Source organism: Pseudomonas sp. P65(2024) (genome assembly GCF_057480955.1).
This window is the reverse complement of record NZ_JBLIYX010000019.1, coordinates 65,307-84,210: the sequence shown is the minus strand read 5'-3', so window position 1 is coordinate 84,210 and position 18,904 is coordinate 65,307. Positions and strand designations below refer to the sequence as shown.

Here is an 18,904-nt window from a genome sequence, read left to right as displayed (position 1 = left end):
ACGCAAGTCCAGCTATGCGCGGCGGTAGTTCAGTCGGTTAGAATACCGGCCTGTCACGCCGGGGGTCGCGGGTTCGAGTCCCGTCCGCCGCGCCATTTTTCTCCAGATGGGTGCTTGCACCGGTCTGAGGCCACAAGGCCAGATCCCAGTTTCAATCAGGCGCAAGCCTGAACGATACGCAGCGGTAGTTCAGTCGGTTAGAATACCGGCCTGTCACGCCGGGGGTCGCGGGTTCGAGTCCCGTCCGCTGCGCCATCTTCTGCCAAGAGCCCCATGAACGCTCAAGGCAAAACAGAAAAGGCGATATCAAAGTCGCTTTTTTTGTGCCTGGCTTTCGCGCAATAGCGCTTGAAAGCTCAGATCCCAGTTTCAATCGGGTGCAAGCCCGAACGATACGCAGCGGTAGTTCAGTCGGTTAGAATACCGGCCTGTCACGCCGGGGGTCGCGGGTTCGAGTCCCGTCCGCTGCGCCATCTTTGCCTCAAGGCCCTTTGAACACCTTGAAGCTACGAAAAGCGACCTTAGGGTCGCTTTTTTCATTTCAGCGCCTTGCACGGTCACGGGCAAGGATTTACACCAAGCTGACAGAGTCTTCACCGATCAATGGTTTCAGCCACTGATCGATGTGTTGCACAATACGCCCCATTCGTTTCTTCCCGGAATTGGCAATGTCTAGATCAACCGTCTATGGCGCGCTCGGGCTGGCCCTCGTGCTGGCGGGTGTGTCCGGCTGTTCCTCGAAAAAGGCCGCCGTCTACGAGCACGAGAACTTCGATGACTCGGGCACCTTCTCCCGCAGTTTCGCCACCAGCGAGGCGGGCTCCTGCGAGGCGGCGCGGCGCGCGCTGCTCAGTCAGGGCTACATCATCACCAGCAGCGACGCCAACCAGGTCGCCGGCAACAAGAGCTTCCAGCAAAACGCCGAGAACCACTTGCAGATCAGCTTCAACATCACCTGCGTGCCGGACATGAGCGACAAACAGCGCTCGACCATGTTCGCCAACGCCCTGCAGGACCGCTACACCCTGAAGAAATCCAACACCTCCGCCAGTCTTGGCGTCGGTGTGCTGGGTTCGGTGTCGATGCCGATCGGCTCCACCGACGACTCCATGGTCAAGGTCGCCAGCGAAACGGTCACCGCCGCACAGTTCTACGACCGATACTTCGCCCTGGTGGAAAGCTACCTGCCGAAGCCGAAGAAGCCAGAGAAGACCGAGCCTGCCGCCGAGCCAAAGGTGGAAAAACCGGCCGCCGACCTGGGCTTGCCGGAGCCTGCGCCCGCTGCCCTGGCGCCCGCGCCGCAGCCTGCCGCGCCGGTCGCCGAGAGCGTGGAAGAGGCTCCGGCCCCGACTCCGGTTGCCGCCGCGGCTGTCGCGGCTCCAGCGGCTCCCGTACCGGCCAGCGAAGCCTCGGCGGCCCCGATTGTGGACGATAGCAAGGGCTCGCAGCCCATCGCGCCGCCCGTCGAGCCAACTCCGATCCAGGTACAGCAGGACGCGCCGGCCGCAGAGCAGGCGCCGGCGCCACTCTGACGTGTCGATAACTTCCCGGGCGCCTGCTACGTTTATCGTTCATAGGGTTGTAATCATTCTGTCATTTCGCTGGCTTAGGTTGGCGCAATGACTGAAGAACGATGAATGAAGGGGCGTAAAGATGGACGATTATCAGGAAGAACTGCTCGAATTCCAGGCCTATGAACTGGACCTGCCAGAACCGGCCGACGACGCCACCGAGCTTTAACCCACCTGCCGCTGATGGCGGCGAAATTCCCCCGGTGTCAGCCCCGTCCAGCGCTTGAATGCGCGCTGGAAGGCCTCTGCCGAGGCGAACCCCAACAGATAGGCGATCTCGCCGAAGGCCAGCTCCGTGTCGCGGATATAGGTCTCGGCCAGATCGCGACGTGTGTCGTTGAGCAGGTTGCGAAAGCGCGTGCCTTCCTCGGCCAGTTTGCGGCGCAAGGTCCAGGTCGGCAGTTGCAGGTGTCGCGCCACTTCTTCCAGATCCGGCTCGCGCCCACCGTTCAGCAGTGGCCCCAGCAGGTGAGTGATGCGTTCGCCCAGGCTGCGCACGCGGGTGCGCTGGGCCAGTTCCGCCTCGCACAACTGCAGCAGGTGTTGCCAGGTGCTGGGGCAGTGCTGCGGGTTGGGCAGGGCCAGGGTGGCCTGGCTCAGGCGCAACTGGTTGGCCGTGGCGCCGAAATGCACCGGGCCTGCGCACAGGCTTTGGTACTGCGCGACGTAGGCGGGGGCGTCGAACTCGATTTCCAGGCGCTCGGCCTGCACCGGCCTGGCCGCCAGGGCGCCGAGCTGGGCCAGCCAGCCAGCGAGCAGGGAGTCGACCACGAAGCGGTTGTAGTCGTTGTAGGGGCTGATGGAGTAGAACCGCAGCCAGGCGCCCTGGGCGTCTTCGTGAAAGCTCGACTGGCCCCGGTAGTTGGCGGCATACAGTGGCTCAAAGCGCAGCAGGGTGCGGGCAGCGTCGCCTAGGGTCGGGGCCTGGGCGGCGGCGACGCCGGCGAGCCCGGCCTGGGCCAGGCGGCTCAGGCGGCCCATGTGCAGGCCTAGCGCTGGCTCGGCAGAAAGGGCAATCGCCGCGTGCCCCAGGTGCATGTAGCGCGGGATCGACAACCGCGCACCCGGCTCGGCCAGGCGCCTGGCGTCGAGGCCATAGCGCAGCAGCAGGGGGTGTGGATCGTGACCGAGTGCCGTCAGCGCCTCGGCCAGGGGCTGGACGAAACCTACCGACAGTTCACCCAGGCGTACGCGGGGGCGGGGCATGTCGTCACAGCCACAGGTTGAGCAGGCGCGCGCCGTGGCTGTCGTTGCCGACCCACAACATGCCGCCCTGGCTGGCGAAACCCTGCCCATCGCTGCCCAGCTCCCAGAACTGGCCGCGCATGAACACGCTCATGCTCGGGGTGCTGGCGTTGGCGGCCAGGGGCAGTTGCTGCCAGGCGCGCTGTTCGCTGACGGCTCCGCGCTGCAGGGGCAAATCGGCGGCCTGGGCCTGATGGCGGTTGCCACGCCAGGGCGCCTGCCAGCTCTGCTTGCCGCTGAGGAACACCGGATTGGCGACCAGCTGCACCGATTGCGCGGTCAGTTGCCGGTAGTTGGCGGGGTACCAGCTGTCGCTGCCGATCAGCACGCCCAAGCGTCCTGCGGGAGTCTGCAGTACCTGCAGCGGATGCTGCTGGCCGTCGTGGATGTAGCGCCGGCTTTCGCTGTCGGGGTACTGCTGGTGCTGGGGCTGCCCGAGCACCGAACCGTCGCTGGCGAATACCAGACTGCTGTTGTACAGCGGACCGTTGCCGATGCGCAGTACGCCGTTCTCCACATAGGGCGCGGGCAGGACGATGGAGCCGGCGACCAGGGTGATGCCAAACTCCCGGGCCAGGCTGCCGAACACCTGCTGGTAGTCGGCGGCCATCTGCGCGGCCTTCATGCGCAGGTGCGCGTCCGAGCGGCGATCGTCGCCGCTGGCGGCGAGCATCGCCAGGCCATAGCTCAGCGGGTTGCTCAGTTCCAGCCATTGCCAGGCCTCGTTGCGTCGGGTGACCTGGTACAGTTCGCGCTTCTCGCCCCGGGCCCACAACCATGTGCCAATGTGCTCCGGCAACACCACCACGGTGCGCGGATTGACCAGGCCTTGGGCGCGGGCTTGTTCCAGGTAGGCTGAGAGCTTGCGGTGCAGGCGCGTGAGGTTCTGGTAGTCCCCCGGATACAGCAGCGGCTCGACACCCAGCAAGTTGCCGTGCTCGCCCGGCACGCCCTGGTTGAGGGCCAGCTCGATGCGCAGATCGGACAGGTAGTGACCTTCTGGACGCTGCAGGGTCCAGAAGCCGTAGCCGCAGAGGGCGGCAAGGATGACCAGCGCCAGGGCGCCGGCTAGCAGTTTTCGCATGGAGCGGTCCAGCACTGGGCAGTAGGAGTGCCCTAGGGTAGTCCTGCTGTACAGCAGGATCAATAAGTTGTCAGTTTCGATCATTGAGCGTGTTCAAACGCCTGTTTAATGTCGACCCCAGACAAACGACGGGCCCCGCCACGCTGTTGTAGAGACCTGGCAGAGGCGCCCGCATTCCGTGATCATGCCACCTGTGGAGTCCATCCATGGCTACCGACCGTTACCCGCACCTGCTGGCCCCTCTCGACCTGGGCTTCACCACTCTGCGCAACCGCACCCTGATGGGCTCGATGCACACCGGCCTGGAGGAGCGCCCGGGCGGCTTCGAACGCATGGCCGCGTATTTCGCCGAACGCGCCCGTGGTGGCGTCGGGCTCATGGTCACCGGCGGCATCGCGCCCAACGATGAAGGCGGCGTGTACTCTGGTGCGGCCAAGCTCAGCACCGAGGAAGAGGCCGACAAGCATCGGATCGTCACCGAGGCGGTGCATGCCGCCGGTGGCAAGATCTGTCTGCAGATCCTCCACGCCGGGCGCTATGCCTACAGCCCGAAACAGGTGGCGCCCAGCGCCATCCAGGCGCCGATCAACCCGTTCAAGCCCAAGGAGCTGGACGAGGAGGGCATCGAGAAGCAGATCCGCGATTTCGTCACCTGCGCAAGCCTGGCCCTGCGCGCCGGCTATGATGGCGTCGAGATCATGGGGTCAGAAGGCTACTTCATCAACCAGTTCCTCGCCGCCCACACCAACCACCGCACCGACCGTTGGGGGGGCAGCTACGAGAACCGCATGCGACTGGCGGTTGAGATCGTGAGCCGGGTACGCGAAGCGGTGGGGCCGAACTTCATCATCATCTTCCGCCTGTCTATGCTCGACCTGGTCGAGGGCGGCAGCACCTGGGACGAGATCGAGCTGCTGGCCAAGGCCATCGAGCAGGCCGGCGCCACGTTGATCAACACGGGTATCGGCTGGCATGAGGCGCGCATCCCGACCATCGCCACCAAGGTGCCGCGCGCGGCGTTCAGCAAGGTCACCGCCAAGCTGCGCGGTGCGGTGAAAATCCCGCTGATCACCACCAACCGCATCAATACCCCGGAGGTGGCCGAGGCGGTGCTGGCGGAGGGCGATGCCGACATGGTCTCCATGGCCCGGCCGTTCCTGGCCGATCCTGACTTCGTCAACAAGGCCGCTGCTGGTTGTGGCGACGAGATCAACACTTGCATCGGCTGCAACCAGGCCTGCCTGGACCACACCTTCGGCGGCAAGCTGACCAGCTGCCTGGTCAACCCGCGGGCTTGCCATGAGACCGAGCTCAACTACCTGCCGGTACGGGCAGTCAAGCGTATCGCGGTGGTCGGCGCTGGTCCTGCGGGCCTGGCAGCCGCCACCGTGGCCGCCGAGCGCGGTCATGAAGTGACGTTGTTCGATGCTGCCGCTGAGATCGGTGGGCAGTTCAACGTGGCCAAGCGCGTGCCGGGCAAGGAGGAGTTCTACGAGACCCTGCGTTATTTCCGCAACAAGGTGAAGTCCACGGGTGTCGACCTGCGCCTGAATACCCGTGTCGATGTGGCTGCGCTGGTGTCCGGCGAGTTCGACGAGATTATCCTGGCCACGGGCATCGCTCCGCGCACGCCGGCCATTCCCGGTATCGACAACGCCAAGGTGCTGAGCTACCTGGATGTGCTGCTGGAGCGCAAGCCGGTGGGCGAGCGGGTGGCGGTGATCGGTGCCGGTGGCATTGGTTTCGATGTGTCCGAGTACCTGGTGCACAAGGGCGTGGCCACCAGCCAGGACCGCGAGGCGTTCTGGAAGGAGTGGGGCATCGATACGCGTTTGGAGGCTCGTGGTGGTGTGGCCGGGATCAAGGCCGAGCCTCATGCGCCGGCGCGCCAGGTGTACCTGCTGCAGCGCAAGAAGACCAAGGTTGGCGACGGCCTGGGCAAGACCACCGGCTGGATTCATCGCACGGGGCTGAAGAACAAGCAGGTGCAGATGCTCAACAGCGTCGAGTACCTGAGCGTGGACGATGCTGGCCTGCATGTGCGGGTTGGCGAGGGCGAGCCGCAGTTGCTGGCGGTGGACAACATCGTCATCTGCGCTGGCCAGGATCCGCTGCGCGAGTTGCATGATGGCCTTGTTGCGGCCGGGCAGTCGGTGCATCTGATCGGTGGCGCTGACGTGGCGGCGGAGCTTGATGCCAAGCGGGCGATTAATCAAGGGTCGAGGTTGGCGGCGGAACTGTGATTGCTTGAATTGGTGATTAGCCAACTTTCACAGTTGAGGTGGTGATATACCTTTCCTGTGGAGGTTGGCTTGTCAGTGAGTGACTGTAACTGAAGAAGCATTGCCAGTAGTCTCCACTTACTCCATGTATCCGGCAACGGCAACGGCAACGGCAACGGCAACGGCAACGGCAACGGCAACGGCAACGGCAACAGGCGACTAAGAACGACATCGCCATTCTGTGCGTTCGTCGGCGCGCCGACTCAAACATCGAGCGTTTCTCTGTCACGCGACTGTATTGTTGACTATTCTGCGATCTGTCCCAGTACACTTCGCAACTGTTACGGTATTCTGCCTCGGCAGTGAGTCGCACAAGAACAACGATCCCGTCCGCGCTTCGAGAACACGCCATGACCAACCTGCTGCTGTACCAGCGTATTGCCCAGCAACTGGCCGATGATATCCGTCGGGGTGTCTACCAGCCGGGTGAGCGGGTGCCGTCGGTACGCAAGATGAGCGCCCAGCTCAATGTCAGCCACGCCACCGTGCTGCAGGCCTATGCCAATCTCGAGGACCAGGGCCTGATCCGCGCCCGGCCGCAGTCGGGCTACTATGTCCACCAGACCCCGGCGCTGACGGCGCAGACCCCGGATATTGCCCGGGTCGAACGCCCCGGCCTGGTCACCCGGGCCAGCATCATCCAGCAGGTGCTGGTCGAGGCGCGGCGCGATGGCGTCTTTCCCTTCGGCGCGGCGGTACCCCATGTCGACTATCTGCCCGTACGCGCCCTGCACCAGCAGCTGGCCAAGGTGACGCGCTTCCATAGCCCGCGTGCCTTCAGCTACATGTTCAGCCCCGGCTTCGAGCCGTTGCGTCGGCAGATCGCCATCCGCATGCGCGATGCCGGTGTGCTGGTCGATCCCCGTGAAGTGGTGGTGACCCATGGTTGTGTCGATGCCCTGCAGATGGCGCTGCGGGTCCTGACCCGGCCGGGCGACCTGATCGCGGCCGAGTCGCCCACTTACTATGGGCTGTTGCAGCTGGCCGACCTGCTCGGGCTCAAGGTCATCGAGATCCCCAGCGATCCGTCTACCGGCATTAGCCTGGAGGCGCTGCAGTTGGCCGCCAATCAGTGGTCGATCAAGGCCCTGGTGCTGACGGCGCGGCTGAGCAATCCGCTGGGTGGCACCATTCCCGAAGAGCGGCAGAAGCAATTGCTGCGCCTGGCCTCGGATTTCGACATCCAGATCGTGGAGGACGATATCTACGGCGAGCTGATGTTCGAGCAGGGGCGCACCAAGGCGCTCAAGGCGTTCGATCGGTTGGATCGGGTGATCTACTGCTCGAGCTTCTCCAAGACCCTGTCGCCGGGGGTAAGGGTCGGCTGGATGATCGCTGGGCGCTATCAAGACGAGATCCAGCGCCTGCAGACCTTCACCACCCACTCGGCGTGCAGCGTCACGCAGATGGCGGTGGCCGCCTACCTGGAGAATGGTGGCTACGATCGGCATTTGCGCTTCATCCGACAGGAGTACCGCAAGAACCTCAGCGCTTACCAGCTGGCGGTGCAGCAGCACTTCCCGGAAGGCACGCAGATGACCCGGCCCACCGGTGGCTTCATTCTCTGGGTTAGTCTGCCGGGGCGGGTCAATACCCAGGAATTGCATGTGCGGGCGCTGGAGCAAGGCATTAGCATCGCCCCTGGGCTGATCTTCAGCAATACCGAGCAGTTCAACCACTGTATCCGCCTCAATTGCGGCATTCCCTGGAATCGCGAGGCAGAGCGTGCAGTGATGACGCTGGGCCTGCTGGCCCAGCAATTGTGCCGAGATCCGAACGGCGTGCTGTTGTAGGCTTGTCAGACGTGTCGGGAACAGGGAGCATACGCGTTTTACAGCTTGCGCTCCTGATGCCCATGAACCTGCTTCGCCCTCTCGTCATCGCCCTGTGTTTCGCCTTGCCCTGGCTGTCGGCCGGTGCGGTGCAGGCTGTCGAACCAGCAGCCAGGGCGCAGGGTGTGCACAAGCCGGCGAACAAAGCGTCCACCAAGGTCCCCGCCAAGCCGGTAGCCAAGGTCAAGCCCAAACCCAAACCGAAGGCCAGGCCTGTCAGCAAGGCTGTCACCAAGCCGCTGCCTCAGCCGAAGGTCGACCTGAGCCTGCCAAAGGACATGGTCAAGCATCTCGAGCCGGATCTCGGTGGCGGGCCGGTGGTGCGCAAGCCGCTGCTGCCCTCGATGTTCCCCACCAAGCCCGAATCCGACAGCAGTCCGTTCCAGCTCAACGGCCGGCTGATCAGCAACGAAATGCAGTTGCAGCTGCGCAACGACAGTCGGCGGGATGTGGAAGGCGCGGCCATCGAATTCGAATTCCGCAACTGACTGCCGGGTCACGGGTGATTTCATCCGCCCGGCAATTTCAAACATATGTTTGAGCGGTTAGTATCCAGGGACGTTCGTCCCGTTTTGCTCCTGGGAGTCCTGTTGTCATGAAATGCCGCGAGGGTTGTGGTGCCTGCTGCATCGCCCCGTCCATCAGTTCGCCGATCCCTGGCATGCCGCAGGGCAAGCCGGCCGGAGAACGCTGCCTGCATCTGAATGTCGAAAACCTCTGTGCGCTGTTCGGCAAGCCCGAACGGCCGCAGGTGTGTGGCGGCTTCAAGGCGGAAGCGGACATCTGTGGCAACGACCGTGACGAAGCCATTCGCATCATTGGGTGGCTGGAGCAGATGACGGCGGCGTGACAGGTTGGATCCTCGACAACAAGGAACAAGATGATGAGATCGATCAAAGGTATTGCACTGCTGTGTGGCATGGGCGTCCTGCTGGCACCGACGGCCTGGGCTGAGAACTGGCAGGTGGCCAAGGACGAGGAGGGGATCAAGGTGTCCCTCAGCGAGGTGGCCGGCTCGAAATACAAGGCCTATCGCGGCGTGACCGTGATCAAGGCGCCGCTGGCCAAGGTCAAGGCGCTGCAGGAGGATGTGGTGGGGGCCTGCGCCTGGATTCACGAGTGCAAGTCGCAAAAGCTGCTCAAGAGCGAGGGTGACCAGAGCTGGACCTACACCCAGTTCAACACGCCCTGGCCGGTGACGCCACGGGATTCGATCCTGCATGTGACCACGGTCCAGGACGCCGATGGCAGTCTGACCCGCAAGCTCCAGGAGGAACCGAAGTATCTGCCGGAGGAAAAGGGCTTCGTGCGTGTCGCCCAGGTGGAAGGCTTCTGGAAGCTGGTGCCCAAGGGTGACAGCACCGAGGTGACCTACCAGGTGCACACCGAGCCGGGCGGCAGCGTGCCGTCGTGGCTGGCCAACAAGTTCGTGGTCGATGCGCCGTTCAATACCCTCAAGGGGTTGAAGGAGCGCGCCGAGAAGAACTAAAGGCCGCTCCCGCCGTGAGGAAAATCGCGTAAGCAACAAAAAAGGCTGCCCGAGGGCAGCCTTTTTGCGTTCAGCCGACAGGCTTACTTGCGGTCCTTCAGCTCAACGATGTCACGCTGCTCGTAGCCGGTGTACAGCTGGCGCGGGCGGCCAATCTTGTACGGGCCGGAGAGCATTTCCTTCCAGTGCGAGATCCAGCCCACGGTACGTGCCAGGGCGAAGATCACGGTGAACATGCTGGTTGGGATGCCGATGGCCTTGAGGATGATGCCCGAGTAGAAGTCGACGTTCGGGTACAGCGAGCGCTCGATGAAGTAAGGATCGGTGAGGGCGATCTCTTCCAGGCGCATGGCCAGTTCAAGCTGCGGGTCGTTCTTGATGCCCAGCTCGCCCAGGACTTCGTCGCAGGTCTTCTTCATCACGGTGGCGCGCGGGTCGCGGTTCTTGTACACGCGGTGACCGAAGCCCATGAGCTTGAACGGATCGTTCTTGTCCTTGGCCTTGGCGATGAATTTGTCGATGTTCGAAACATCGCCGATTTCATCGAGCATGGTCAGTACGGCTTCGTTCGCGCCACCGTGGGCCGGGCCCCACAGCGCGGCAATGCCGGCGGCGATACAGGCGAACGGGTTGGCGCCCGAGGAGCCCGCCAGGCGCACGGTGGAGGTGGAGGCGTTCTGCTCGTGGTCGGCGTGGAGGATGAAGATCCGGTCCATCGCCTTGGCCAGCACCGGGCTGATCGGTTTGATCTCGCACGGGGTGTTGAACATCATGTGCAGGAAGTTCTCCGCGTACGACAAGTCGTTGCGCGGGTACATCATGGGCTGGCCCATGGAGTACTTGTAGACCATCGCGGCCAGGGTCGGCATCTTGGCGACCAGGCGAACCGCGGAGATTTCGCGGTGCTGCGGGTTATTGATGTCCAGCGAGTCGTGATAGAACGCCGACAGGGCACCGACCACGCCGCACATCACCGCCATCGGGTGGGCATCGCGACGGAAGCCGTTGAAGAACGACTTCAGTTGCTCGTGAACCATGGTGTGGTTCTTCACGGTGCTGACGAACTGGGCCTTCTGCTCGGCATTCGGCAGTTCGCCGTTGAGCAGCAGGTAGCAGGTCTCGAGGTAGTCCGATTGTTCGGCGAGCTGTTCGATCGGGTAGCCGCGGTGCAGCAGGACACCCTTGTCGCCGTCGATATAGGTGATCTTCGACTCGCACGAGGCGGTCGCCATGAAGCCGGGGTCGAAGGTGAAGTGGCCGGATGCCCCCAACCCGCGGACGTCGATAACATCGGGACCAACGGTGCCGGTTAAAATGGGCAGCTCGACGGGGGCAGCGCCCTCGATGATCAACTGCGCTTTTTTGTCAGCCATGTGGCCTCCTATTAATGCTTGAAATCATCAGACAGACCCCCCACGCAGGGCCCGCACCACTATAGAGGGATAAATTCGAATGTCAATTTGCCTAAAGGCTGGTTGAAACGCCCTCTGAGGCCTGGTTTTTCACGAAATTCTCGCCCGTTTACGCCTTTTGTTCACTAAAGGCAATGCGCTATTTGGGCGAGCCCCTCACGTTGTCATAAGCAGCCTAACTGTCTATACTCGGCAGCCGACTCCCAGGGGCTTTCAAGCCCGCCCTGCTGGGTGTCGTCGCTCTCCTGGGTGGTGGGTACCTGACCAGTACACTTACCAACAACTTTGCCCTGTTAGCTAGGGGCTCTTCAGTGTGAAAAAAGCCGTGAAAAGCCAACGACCTGTAAACCTAGACCTAAGGACCATCAAACTCCCGATCACCGCGTACACGTCCATTCTTCACCGTATCTCCGGCGTCATCCTGTTCCTCGGCCTTGCCATCATGCTGTACGCATTGAGCAAGTCGCTGGGTGGCGAGGAAGGCTTTGCCGAGGTGAAGGCGTGTCTGACCAGTCCGCTGGCCAAACTGGTGACCTGGGGCCTGCTGTCCGGCCTGCTGTATCACCTCGTGGCAGGTGTGCGCCACCTGATCATGGACATGGGCATCGGCGAGACGCTGGAAGGCGGCAAGCTGGGCTCGAAAATCGTGATCGTCATCTCCGTGGTGCTGATCGTTCTGGCAGGAGTTTGGGTATGGTAACTAACGTCACGAACCTGTCGCGTTCGGGCCTCTACGACTGGATGGCGCAGCGCGTCTCGGCGGTCGTTCTCGCGGCTTACTTCATCTTCCTGATCGGCTACCTCGCTGCCCACCCGGGCATCGACTACGCCCAGTGGCACGCTCTGTTCTCCAACAACGCGATGCGCATCTTCAGTCTGCTGGCCCTCGTTGCCCTGGGCGCTCACGCCTGGGTCGGCATGTGGACCATTGCCACCGACTACCTGACGCCGATGTCCTTCGGCAAGTCGGCGACTGCGATTCGTTTCCTGTTCCAGGCGGTATGCGGCGTAGCGATGTTCGCTTACTTCGTCTGGGGTGTGCAGATTCTCTGGGGTATCTGATTCATGGCTAACATTCCTACGATTTCCTTCGACGCCATCATCATTGGTGGCGGCGGCGCTGGCATGCGCGCAGCGCTGCAGCTGGCTCAAGGCGGCCACAAGACTGCCGTAGTCACCAAGGTGTTCCCGACCCGTTCGCACACCGTTTCCGCCCAGGGCGGCATCACCTGCGCCATCGCTTCGGCCGATCCGAACGACGACTGGCGTTGGCACATGTACGACACCGTCAAGGGCTCCGACTACATCGGTGACCAGGACGCGATCGAATACATGTGTCAGGAAGGCCCGGCCGCGGTCTTCGAGCTGGACCACATGGGCCTGCCGTTCTCGCGTACCGAGACCGGCCGCATCTACCAGCGTCCGTTCGGTGGCCAGTCCAAGGACTTCGGTAAAGGTGGCCAGGCCGCCCGTACCTGCGCCGCTTCCGACCGTACCGGTCACGCGCTGCTGCACACCCTGTACCAGGGCAACCTGAAAGCAGGCACCACCTTCCTCAACGAGTACTACGCCGTCGACCTGGTGAAGAACCAGGACGGCGCTTTCGTCGGTGTGATCGCGATCTGCATCGAAACCGGCGAAACCATGTACATCAAGTCCAAGGCCACCGTATTGGCCACTGGCGGTGCAGGTCGTATCTACGCCTCCACCACCAACGCCCTGATCAACACCGGTGACGGTGTCGGCATGGCCCTGCGTGCCGGCGTGCCGGTGCAGGACATCGAGATGTGGCAGTTCCACCCGACCGGCATCGCCGGCGCCGGTGTACTGGTCACTGAAGGTTGCCGCGGTGAGGGTGGCTACCTGATCAACGCCCACGGCGAGCGCTTCATGGAGCGTTACGCGCCGAACGCGAAGGACCTGGCTGGCCGCGACGTGGTCGCCCGTTCCATGGTCAAAGAGATCATCGCCGGCAACGGCGTGGGCCCGAACAAGGACCACGTACTGCTGAAGCTGGACCACCTGGGCGAGGAAGTGCTGCACAGCCGCCTGCCAGGCATCTGCGAACTGTCCAAGACCTTCGCCCACGTCGACCCGGTGGTCGCGCCGGTGCCGGTCATCCCGACCTGCCACTACATGATGGGCGGCGTTGCCACCAACATTCATGGCCAGGCCATCACCATGGACGCCGAAGGCAACGACCACATCATTCCGGGCCTGTTCGCCGTAGGTGAAGTGGCGTGCGTATCGGTCCACGGCGCCAACCGCCTGGGCGGCAACTCGCTGCTCGACCTGGTGGTCTTCGGTCGCGCCGCCGGCCTGCACCTGGAAAAGGCGCTCAGCGACGGCGTCGAGTACCGCGATGCCAGCGACACCGACATCGACGTTGCCCTGAACCGCCTGAGCAAGCTCAACGAGCGCACCACCGGCGAAGACGTCGCCAGCCTCAAGCGCGAGCTGCAAAGCTGCATGCAGAACTACTTCGGTGTGTTCCGTACCGGCGAGTACATGCAGAAGGGTATCGAGCAGCTGGCTGGCCTGCGTGACCGCATCGCCAACGTCAAGATCAACGACAAGTCCCAGGCCTTCAACACCGCGCGTATCGAAGCGCTGGAGCTGCAGAACCTGCTGGAAGTCGCCGAAGCGACCGCCATTGCCGCTGAAGCCCGTAAAGAGTCCCGCGGCGCGCACGCCCGTGAAGACTTCGAAGACCGTGACGACGAGAACTGGCTGTGCCACACCCTGTACTACCCGGGTGAGAAGCGCGTCGCCAAGCGTGGCGTCAACTTTGCGCCGAAGACAGTTCCTGCCTTCGAACCGAAAGTCCGGACTTACTAAGGGTGGCCGCTATGTTGCAAGTCGAAGTTTATCGTTACAACCCGGACACCGATTCGGCGCCGAAGATGCAGACCTTCCAGGTCGACACCGGTGGCAAGGATCTGATGGTCCTGGACGTGCTGGCGCTGATCAAGGAGCAGGACGAGGGCTTCTCGTACCGTCGCTCCTGCCGTGAAGGCGTGTGCGGTTCCGACGGCATGAACATCAACGGCAAGAACGGCCTGGCGTGCATCACGCCGCTGTCTGCTGTCGTTAAAGGTAACAAGTTGGTCCTGCGTCCGCTGCCAGGCCTGCCGGTTATCCGTGACCTGGTCGTCGATATGAGCATCTTCTACAAGCAGTACGAGAAGGTGAAGCCGTTCCTGCAGAACGACACCCCGGCCCCGGCCATCGAGCGCCTGCAGTCGCCGGAAGATCGCGACAAGCTGGACGGTCTGTACGAGTGCATCCTGTGCGCCTGCTGCTCGACTTCCTGCCCGTCGTTCTGGTGGAACCCGGACAAGTTCCTGGGCCCCGCCGCACTGCTGCAGGCCTACCGTTTCCTGGCCGACAGCCGCGACACCAAGACTCAGGAACGCCTGGCGTCCCTGGATGACCCGTTCAGCGTGTTCCGCTGCCGCGGGATCATGAACTGCGTGAACGTTTGCCCGAAAGGTCTGAACCCGACCAAGGCAATTGGTCACGTACGTAACATGCTGCTGCAAAGCGGTACCTGATTCAAAGCGTTGTACCTGCAGTAAGCCGAGGTGCGGGTGGTGAGCCCGCACCGAGGTAAAACCCGAGCAAGGGCCCACAAAGCCCGCGCTCATTACCTATGAAGATATGAGACCAGCAGGGGCTTCCGGGCTGGTACCCGGAAAATCAGCAGGATCCAGGTGGCGTGGTTCAGTCGCTGTGTTCGGACTTTTCCAGGTTTGCTGTGGCTCTCGCCGATCAGTCCCCTAACCGAGGGTGACCAAGCATGCAAGAAAGCGTGATGCAGCGCATGTGGGATAGCGCCCACCTTTCAGGTGGTAACGCTGCATATGTGGAAGAGCTTTATGAGCTCTACCTGCACGACCCTAACGCTGTGCCAGAAGAGTGGCGCACTTACTTCCAGAAGTTGCCCGCCGACGGCAGCACCGCTACCGATGTATCGCACTCGACGATCCGCGACCATTTCGTACTGCTGGCAAAGAACCAGCGCCGCGCCCAACCGGTATCCGCCGGGAGCGTGAGCAGTGAACACGAGAAGAAGCAGGTTGAAGTGCTGCGACTGATCCAGGCCTATCGTATGCGCGGCCATCAGGCTGCCAAGCTCGACCCGTTGGGGTTGTGGCAGCGTCCTGCGCCCGTAGACCTGTCGATCAATCACTACGGCTTGACCAATGCCGATCTTGATACGACCTTCCGTGCCGGCGACCTGTTCATCGGCAAAGAGGAAGCGAGCCTACGCGAAATTTTCGAAGCGCTGCAGAAGACATATTGTCGCACCATTGGCGCCGAGTTCACCCACATCGTCGATTCCGAGCAGCGCAGCTGGTTCCAGCAGCGCCTGGAAAGCGTGCGTGGCCGTCCGGAATTCTCCGCCGACGTGCAGGCTCACCTGCTCGAGCGCGTCACGGCCGGTGAGGGCCTGGAGAAGTACCTGGGCACCAAGTACCCGGGCACCAAGCGCTTCGGCCTCGAAGGTGGCGAAAGCCTGATCCCGATGCTGGACGAAATGATCCAGCGCTCCGGTTCCTACGGCACCAAGGAAGTCGTGATCGGCATGGCCCACCGTGGCCGTCTGAACGTGCTCGTCAACACCTTCGGCAAGAACCCGCGCGAGCTGTTCGACGAGTTCGAAGGCAAGAAGATGAACGAGCTGGGCTCCGGTGACGTGAAGTATCACCAGGGCTTCTCCTCCAACGTGATGACCCCCGGTGGCGAAGTCCACCTGGCCATGGCGTTCAACCCCTCCCACCTGGAAATCGTCTCGCCAGTGGTGGAAGGTTCGGTTCGCGCCCGCCAGGATCGCCGCAACGACACCGTTGGCGACAAGGTTCTGCCGATCTCCATCCACGGTGACGCAGCGTTCGCCGGCCAGGGTGTGGTCATGGAAACCTTCCAGATGTCGCAGACCCGCGGTTTCAAGACCGGCGGCACCGTGCACATCGTGATCAACAACCAGGTCGGTTTCACCATCAGCAACCCGCTGGACGCGCGCTCCACCGAGTACGCCACCGACGTTGCCAAGATGATCCAGGCGCCGATCCTGCACGTGAACGGCGACGATCCGGAAGCGGTGATGTTCGTCACCCAGCTGGCCATCGACTACCGCATGCAGTTCAAGCGTGACGTGGTCATCGACCTGGTCTGCTACCGTCGTCGCGGCCACAACGAGGCCGACGAGCCGAACGGCACCCAGCCTTTGATGTACCAGCAGATCAGCAAACAGCGCACCACCCGTGAGCTGTACGCCGAGCAACTGATCAGCGCCGGTCGCATCGATGCCGAACGCGCCCAGGCAAAGATCGACGAGTACCGCAACGCCCTGGACAACGGCCTGCACGTGGTCAAGAGCCTGGTCAAGGAGCCGAACCGCGAGCTGTTCGTCGACTGGCGTCCGTACCTGGGTCATGCCTGGACCGCGCGTCACGACACCCGCTTCGACCTCAAGACCCTGCAGGAGCTGTCGGCCAAGCTGCTCGAGCTGCCTGAAGGTTTCGTCGTTCAGCGCCAGGTCGCGAAGATCTACGAAGATCGCCAGAAGATGCAGGCCGGTGGCTTGCCGATCAACTGGGGTTATGCAGAGACCATGGCCTACGCCACCCTGCAGTTCGAAGGTCACCCGATCCGCATGACCGGCCAGGACATCGGCCGTGGCACCTTCTCGCACCGTCACGCGGTGCTGCACAACCAGAAGGACGCCAGCACCTACGTGCCGCTGAAGAACCTGTTCCCGGGCCAGCCGCGCTTCGAGCTGTACGACTCCTTCCTCTCGGAAGAAGCCGTGCTGGCCTTCGAATACGGCTACTCGACCACCACGCCGAACGCGCTGGTGATCTGGGAAGCCCAGTTCGGCGACTTCGCCAACGGTGCGCAAGTGGTGATCGACCAGTTCATCACCAGCGGCGAGCACAAGTGGGGCCGCCTGTGCGGTCTGACCATGCTGCTGCCGCACGGCTATGAAGGCCAGGGTCCGGAGCACTCCTCCGCGCGCCTGGAGCGTTACCTGCAGCTGTGCGCCGAGCACAACATCCAGGTCTGCGTACCGACCACCCCGGCACAGATCTACCACCTGCTGCGTCGCCAGGTCATCCGTCCGCTGCGCAAGCCGCTGATCGTGCTGACGCCCAAGTCGCTGCTGCGCCACAAGCTGGCCATCTCGACCCTGGAAGACCTGGCCGATGGCTCGTTCCAGACCGTGATCCCGGAAATCGACACCCTGGATCCTGCCAAGGTCGAGCGCCTGGTCCTGTGCGGTGGCAAGGTCTACTACGACCTGCTGGAAAAACGCCGTGCCGAAGGCCGCGAAGATATTGCCATCGTGCGTATCGAGCAGCTGTATCCGTTCCCTGAGGACGACCTGGTCGAAATTCTCGCGCCTTACACCAACCTCAAGCATGCAGTGTGGTGTCAGGAAGAGCCGATGAACCAGGGCGCCTGGTACAGCAGCCAGCACCACATGCGCCGTATCCTGGGCCGCCACAACAAGGCGCTGGTCCTGGAATACGCCGGTCGCGACGCTTCCGCCGCGCCAGCCTGTGGTTACGCATCGAAGCACGCCGAACAGCAGGAAAAACTGCTGCAAGACGCCTTCACTGTCTAACGCCTTCGCGCACCTGAAACCGAATTTAAGGAAACACAGATAATGGCTATCGAGATCAAAGCCCCAACCTTCCCGGAATCGGTTGCCGATGGCACCGTTGCCACCTGGCACAAGCAGCCGGGCGACGCCGTCAAGCGTGACGAGCTGATCGTCGACATCGAGACCGACAAGGTCGTCCTGGAAGTCCTGGCCACCGCCGACGGCGTGCTGGGCGCCATCGTCAAGGGCGAGGGCGACACCGTCCTGTCCGACGAAGTGCTGGGCTCGATCGTTGAAGGTGGCGCTGGCGCCGCTGCTCCGGCCGCTGCTGCTGCCCCTGCCGCCGCACCGGCCGCCGCTGCCGCCGACGCTGGCGAAGACGACCCGGTCGCCGCGCCAGCCGCGCGCAAGCTGGCTGAAGAGAACGGCATCGACCTGGCTACCGTTGCCGGCACCGGCAAGGGCGGTCGCATCACCAAGGAAGACGTCGTCGCCGCCGTCGCCAACAAGAAGTCGGCCCCTGCCGCCGCACCGGCTGCCAAGCCGGCCGCTGCTGCCGCTGCCCCGGTCGTCGCCGCCGCTGGCGACCGCACCGAGAAGCGTGTGCCGATGACCCGTCTGCGCGCCAAGATTGCCGAGCGTCTGGTCGAAGCCCAGTCGAGCATGGCCATGCTGACCACCTTCAACGAAGTCGACATGACCGAAGTCATGGCCTTGCGTTCGAAGTACAAGGACCTGTTCGAGAAGACCCACAACGGCGTGCGCCTGGGCTTCATGTCGTTCTTCGTCAAGGCCGCCACCGAGGCGCTGAAGCGCTTCCCGGCAGTCAACGCCTCGATCGACGGCAACGACATCGTCTACCACGGTTATGCCGACGTCGGCGTCGCTGTTTCCAGCGACCGTGGCCTGGTGGTACCGGTACTGCGCAACGCCGAATCGATGAGCCTGGCTGAAATCGAGAACGGCATCGCCACCTTTGGCAAGAAAGCCCGTGACGGCAAACTGTCGATCGAAGAGATGACCGGCGGTACCTTCACCATCACCAACGGTGGTACCTTCGGCTCGATGATGTCGACCCCGATCGTCAACCCGCCGCAGGCCGCGATCCTGGGCATGCACAACATCATCCAGCGCCCGATGGCCATCAACGGCCAGGTGGTGATCCGCCCGATGATGTACCTGGCGCTGTCCTACGACCACCGCCTGATCGACGGCAAGGAAGCGGTAACCTTCCTGGTGACCATCAAGAACCTGCTGGAAGATCCGTCTCGCCTGCTGCTGGACATCTAATCGCGCAGCTGCAAGCCGCAAGCCGCAAGCTTCAAGTCGAAGCGCGCGGGTCTTGCAGCTTGCAGCTTGCCGCTTGAAGCTAAAAAGGA

Annotated in this window: 15 protein-coding genes and 3 tRNA genes; 15 read left to right on the top strand and 3 right to left on the bottom strand. The window is 62.9% G+C overall.

Annotated features, from left to right (window positions below; all coding sequences use genetic code 11):
* The first annotated feature begins 18 nt into the window (after positions 1-18).
* From AC25MA_RS22000 to AC25MA_RS21985, 4 genes are all read left to right on the top strand, one after another.
* Positions 19-95, top strand: a tRNA-Asp gene (locus tag AC25MA_RS22000).
* An 83-nt stretch (positions 96-178) separates the two neighbouring features.
* A tRNA-Asp gene (locus AC25MA_RS21995) sits at positions 179-255 on the top strand.
* Positions 256-396: 141 nt separating this feature from the next.
* Positions 397-473: transfer RNA gene (locus AC25MA_RS21990), tRNA-Asp, on the top strand.
* Between the two features lie 195 nt (positions 474-668).
* On the top strand, positions 669-1,532 hold the full coding sequence (locus tag AC25MA_RS21985) for a DUF2242 domain-containing protein (protein ID WP_486972382.1): 864 nt from the start codon (positions 669-671) through the stop codon (positions 1,530-1,532).
* A gap of 204 nt (positions 1,533-1,736) precedes the next feature.
* Here AC25MA_RS21985 and AC25MA_RS21980 read toward each other — a convergent pair whose 3' ends face one another.
* Both AC25MA_RS21980 and AC25MA_RS21975 read right to left on the bottom strand, forming a co-directional pair.
* The gene (locus AC25MA_RS21980; RefSeq protein WP_028690447.1) at positions 1,737-2,777 is read right to left on the bottom strand and encodes an AraC family transcriptional regulator; all 1,041 of its coding nucleotides are present in this window, start codon (positions 2,775-2,777) and stop codon (positions 1,737-1,739) included.
* A 4-nt stretch (positions 2,778-2,781) separates the two neighbouring features.
* A complete protein-coding gene (locus tag AC25MA_RS21975; RefSeq protein WP_028690448.1) occupies positions 2,782-3,900 on the bottom strand; it encodes a nitrilase-related carbon-nitrogen hydrolase in 1,119 nt (372 codons plus the stop codon).
* Positions 3,901-4,106: 206 nt separating this feature from the next.
* Here AC25MA_RS21975 and AC25MA_RS21970 point away from each other — a divergent pair, with 206 nt between their 5' ends.
* The 5 genes from AC25MA_RS21970 (at position 4,107) to AC25MA_RS21950 (ending at position 9,503) form a co-directional block, all read left to right on the top strand.
* Positions 4,107-6,143: an oxidoreductase gene (locus AC25MA_RS21970; protein ID WP_486972381.1), complete on the top strand. Its 2,037-nt coding sequence runs from the start codon at positions 4,107-4,109 to the stop codon at positions 6,141-6,143.
* A 389-nt stretch (positions 6,144-6,532) separates the two neighbouring features.
* Complete coding sequence (locus AC25MA_RS21965; RefSeq protein ID WP_028690450.1) at positions 6,533-7,975, top strand: aminotransferase-like domain-containing protein; 1,443 nt, start codon at positions 6,533-6,535, stop codon at positions 7,973-7,975.
* 62 nt (positions 7,976-8,037) lie between these two features.
* Positions 8,038-8,502 (top strand): hypothetical protein, encoded by a 465-nt coding sequence (locus tag AC25MA_RS21960; protein ID WP_307944771.1) that lies wholly within the window; start codon positions 8,038-8,040, stop codon positions 8,500-8,502.
* A 107-nt stretch (positions 8,503-8,609) separates the two neighbouring features.
* Positions 8,610-8,864 carry a YkgJ family cysteine cluster protein gene (locus AC25MA_RS21955; protein ID WP_023628900.1) on the top strand — a complete coding sequence of 85 codons (255 nt, stop codon included), beginning with the start codon at positions 8,610-8,612 and terminating at the stop codon, positions 8,862-8,864.
* 33 nt (positions 8,865-8,897) lie between these two features.
* Positions 8,898-9,503, top strand: coding sequence for an START domain-containing protein (locus tag AC25MA_RS21950; RefSeq protein ID WP_062363722.1), 606 nt, complete (start codon positions 8,898-8,900; stop codon positions 9,501-9,503).
* An 83-nt stretch (positions 9,504-9,586) separates the two neighbouring features.
* Here the strand turns inward: AC25MA_RS21950 and gltA are convergent, their stop codons facing one another.
* Positions 9,587-10,876 (bottom strand): citrate synthase, encoded by a 1,290-nt coding sequence (gene gltA / locus AC25MA_RS21945; RefSeq protein WP_028690453.1) that lies wholly within the window; start codon positions 10,874-10,876, stop codon positions 9,587-9,589.
* 352 nt (positions 10,877-11,228) lie between these two features.
* Here gltA and sdhC point away from each other — a divergent pair, with 352 nt between their 5' ends.
* The 6 genes from sdhC (at position 11,229) to odhB (ending at position 18,815) form a co-directional block, all read left to right on the top strand.
* Positions 11,229-11,615 carry a succinate dehydrogenase, cytochrome b556 subunit gene (gene sdhC / locus AC25MA_RS21940; RefSeq protein ID WP_088852917.1) on the top strand — a complete coding sequence of 129 codons (387 nt, stop codon included), beginning with the start codon at positions 11,229-11,231 and terminating at the stop codon, positions 11,613-11,615.
* Positions 11,609-11,977, top strand: coding sequence for a succinate dehydrogenase, hydrophobic membrane anchor protein (gene sdhD, locus AC25MA_RS21935; protein WP_028690455.1), 369 nt, complete (start codon positions 11,609-11,611; stop codon positions 11,975-11,977). The genes sdhC and sdhD overlap by 7 nt, the downstream gene beginning before the upstream one ends.
* 3 nt (positions 11,978-11,980) lie before the next feature.
* Positions 11,981-13,753, top strand: a complete 1,773-nt coding sequence (sdhA, locus tag AC25MA_RS21930) for a succinate dehydrogenase flavoprotein subunit (RefSeq protein WP_028690456.1) — start codon at positions 11,981-11,983, stop codon at positions 13,751-13,753.
* Positions 13,754-13,764: 11 nt separating this feature from the next.
* Positions 13,765-14,469, top strand: a complete 705-nt coding sequence (locus AC25MA_RS21925; RefSeq protein ID WP_028690457.1) for a succinate dehydrogenase iron-sulfur subunit — start codon at positions 13,765-13,767, stop codon at positions 14,467-14,469.
* A gap of 245 nt (positions 14,470-14,714) precedes the next feature.
* Positions 14,715-17,546 carry a 2-oxoglutarate dehydrogenase E1 component gene (locus AC25MA_RS21920; protein ID WP_028690458.1) on the top strand — a complete coding sequence of 944 codons (2,832 nt, stop codon included), beginning with the start codon at positions 14,715-14,717 and terminating at the stop codon, positions 17,544-17,546.
* A gap of 42 nt (positions 17,547-17,588) precedes the next feature.
* Positions 17,589-18,815, top strand: a complete 1,227-nt coding sequence (gene odhB, locus AC25MA_RS21915; protein ID WP_062363719.1) for a 2-oxoglutarate dehydrogenase complex dihydrolipoyllysine-residue succinyltransferase — start codon at positions 17,589-17,591, stop codon at positions 18,813-18,815.
* Positions 18,816-18,904: the final 89 nt, after the last annotated feature.

Coding starts and splice junctions, on each gene's coding strand:
- AC25MA_RS21985 (WP_486972382.1), top strand. CDS start 669: ATGTCTAGATCAACCGTCTATGGCGCGCTCGGGCTGGCCCTCGTGCTG.
- AC25MA_RS21980 (WP_028690447.1), bottom strand. CDS start 2,777: ATGCCCCGCCCCCGCGTACGCCTGGGTGAACTGTCGGTAGGTTTCGTC.
- AC25MA_RS21975 (WP_028690448.1), bottom strand. CDS start 3,900: ATGCGAAAACTGCTAGCCGGCGCCCTGGCGCTGGTCATCCTTGCCGCC.
- AC25MA_RS21970 (WP_486972381.1), top strand. CDS start 4,107: ATGGCTACCGACCGTTACCCGCACCTGCTGGCCCCTCTCGACCTGGGC.
- AC25MA_RS21965 (WP_028690450.1), top strand. CDS start 6,533: ATGACCAACCTGCTGCTGTACCAGCGTATTGCCCAGCAACTGGCCGAT.
- AC25MA_RS21960 (WP_307944771.1), top strand. CDS start 8,038: ATGAACCTGCTTCGCCCTCTCGTCATCGCCCTGTGTTTCGCCTTGCCC.
- AC25MA_RS21955 (WP_023628900.1), top strand. CDS start 8,610: ATGAAATGCCGCGAGGGTTGTGGTGCCTGCTGCATCGCCCCGTCCATC.
- AC25MA_RS21950 (WP_062363722.1), top strand. CDS start 8,898: ATGAGATCGATCAAAGGTATTGCACTGCTGTGTGGCATGGGCGTCCTG.
- gltA (WP_028690453.1), bottom strand. CDS start 10,876: ATGGCTGACAAAAAAGCGCAGTTGATCATCGAGGGCGCTGCCCCCGTC.
- sdhD (WP_028690455.1), top strand. CDS start 11,609: ATGGTAACTAACGTCACGAACCTGTCGCGTTCGGGCCTCTACGACTGG.
- sdhA (WP_028690456.1), top strand. CDS start 11,981: ATGGCTAACATTCCTACGATTTCCTTCGACGCCATCATCATTGGTGGC.
- AC25MA_RS21925 (WP_028690457.1), top strand. CDS start 13,765: ATGTTGCAAGTCGAAGTTTATCGTTACAACCCGGACACCGATTCGGCG.
- AC25MA_RS21920 (WP_028690458.1), top strand. CDS start 14,715: ATGCAAGAAAGCGTGATGCAGCGCATGTGGGATAGCGCCCACCTTTCA.
- odhB (WP_062363719.1), top strand. CDS start 17,589: ATGGCTATCGAGATCAAAGCCCCAACCTTCCCGGAATCGGTTGCCGAT.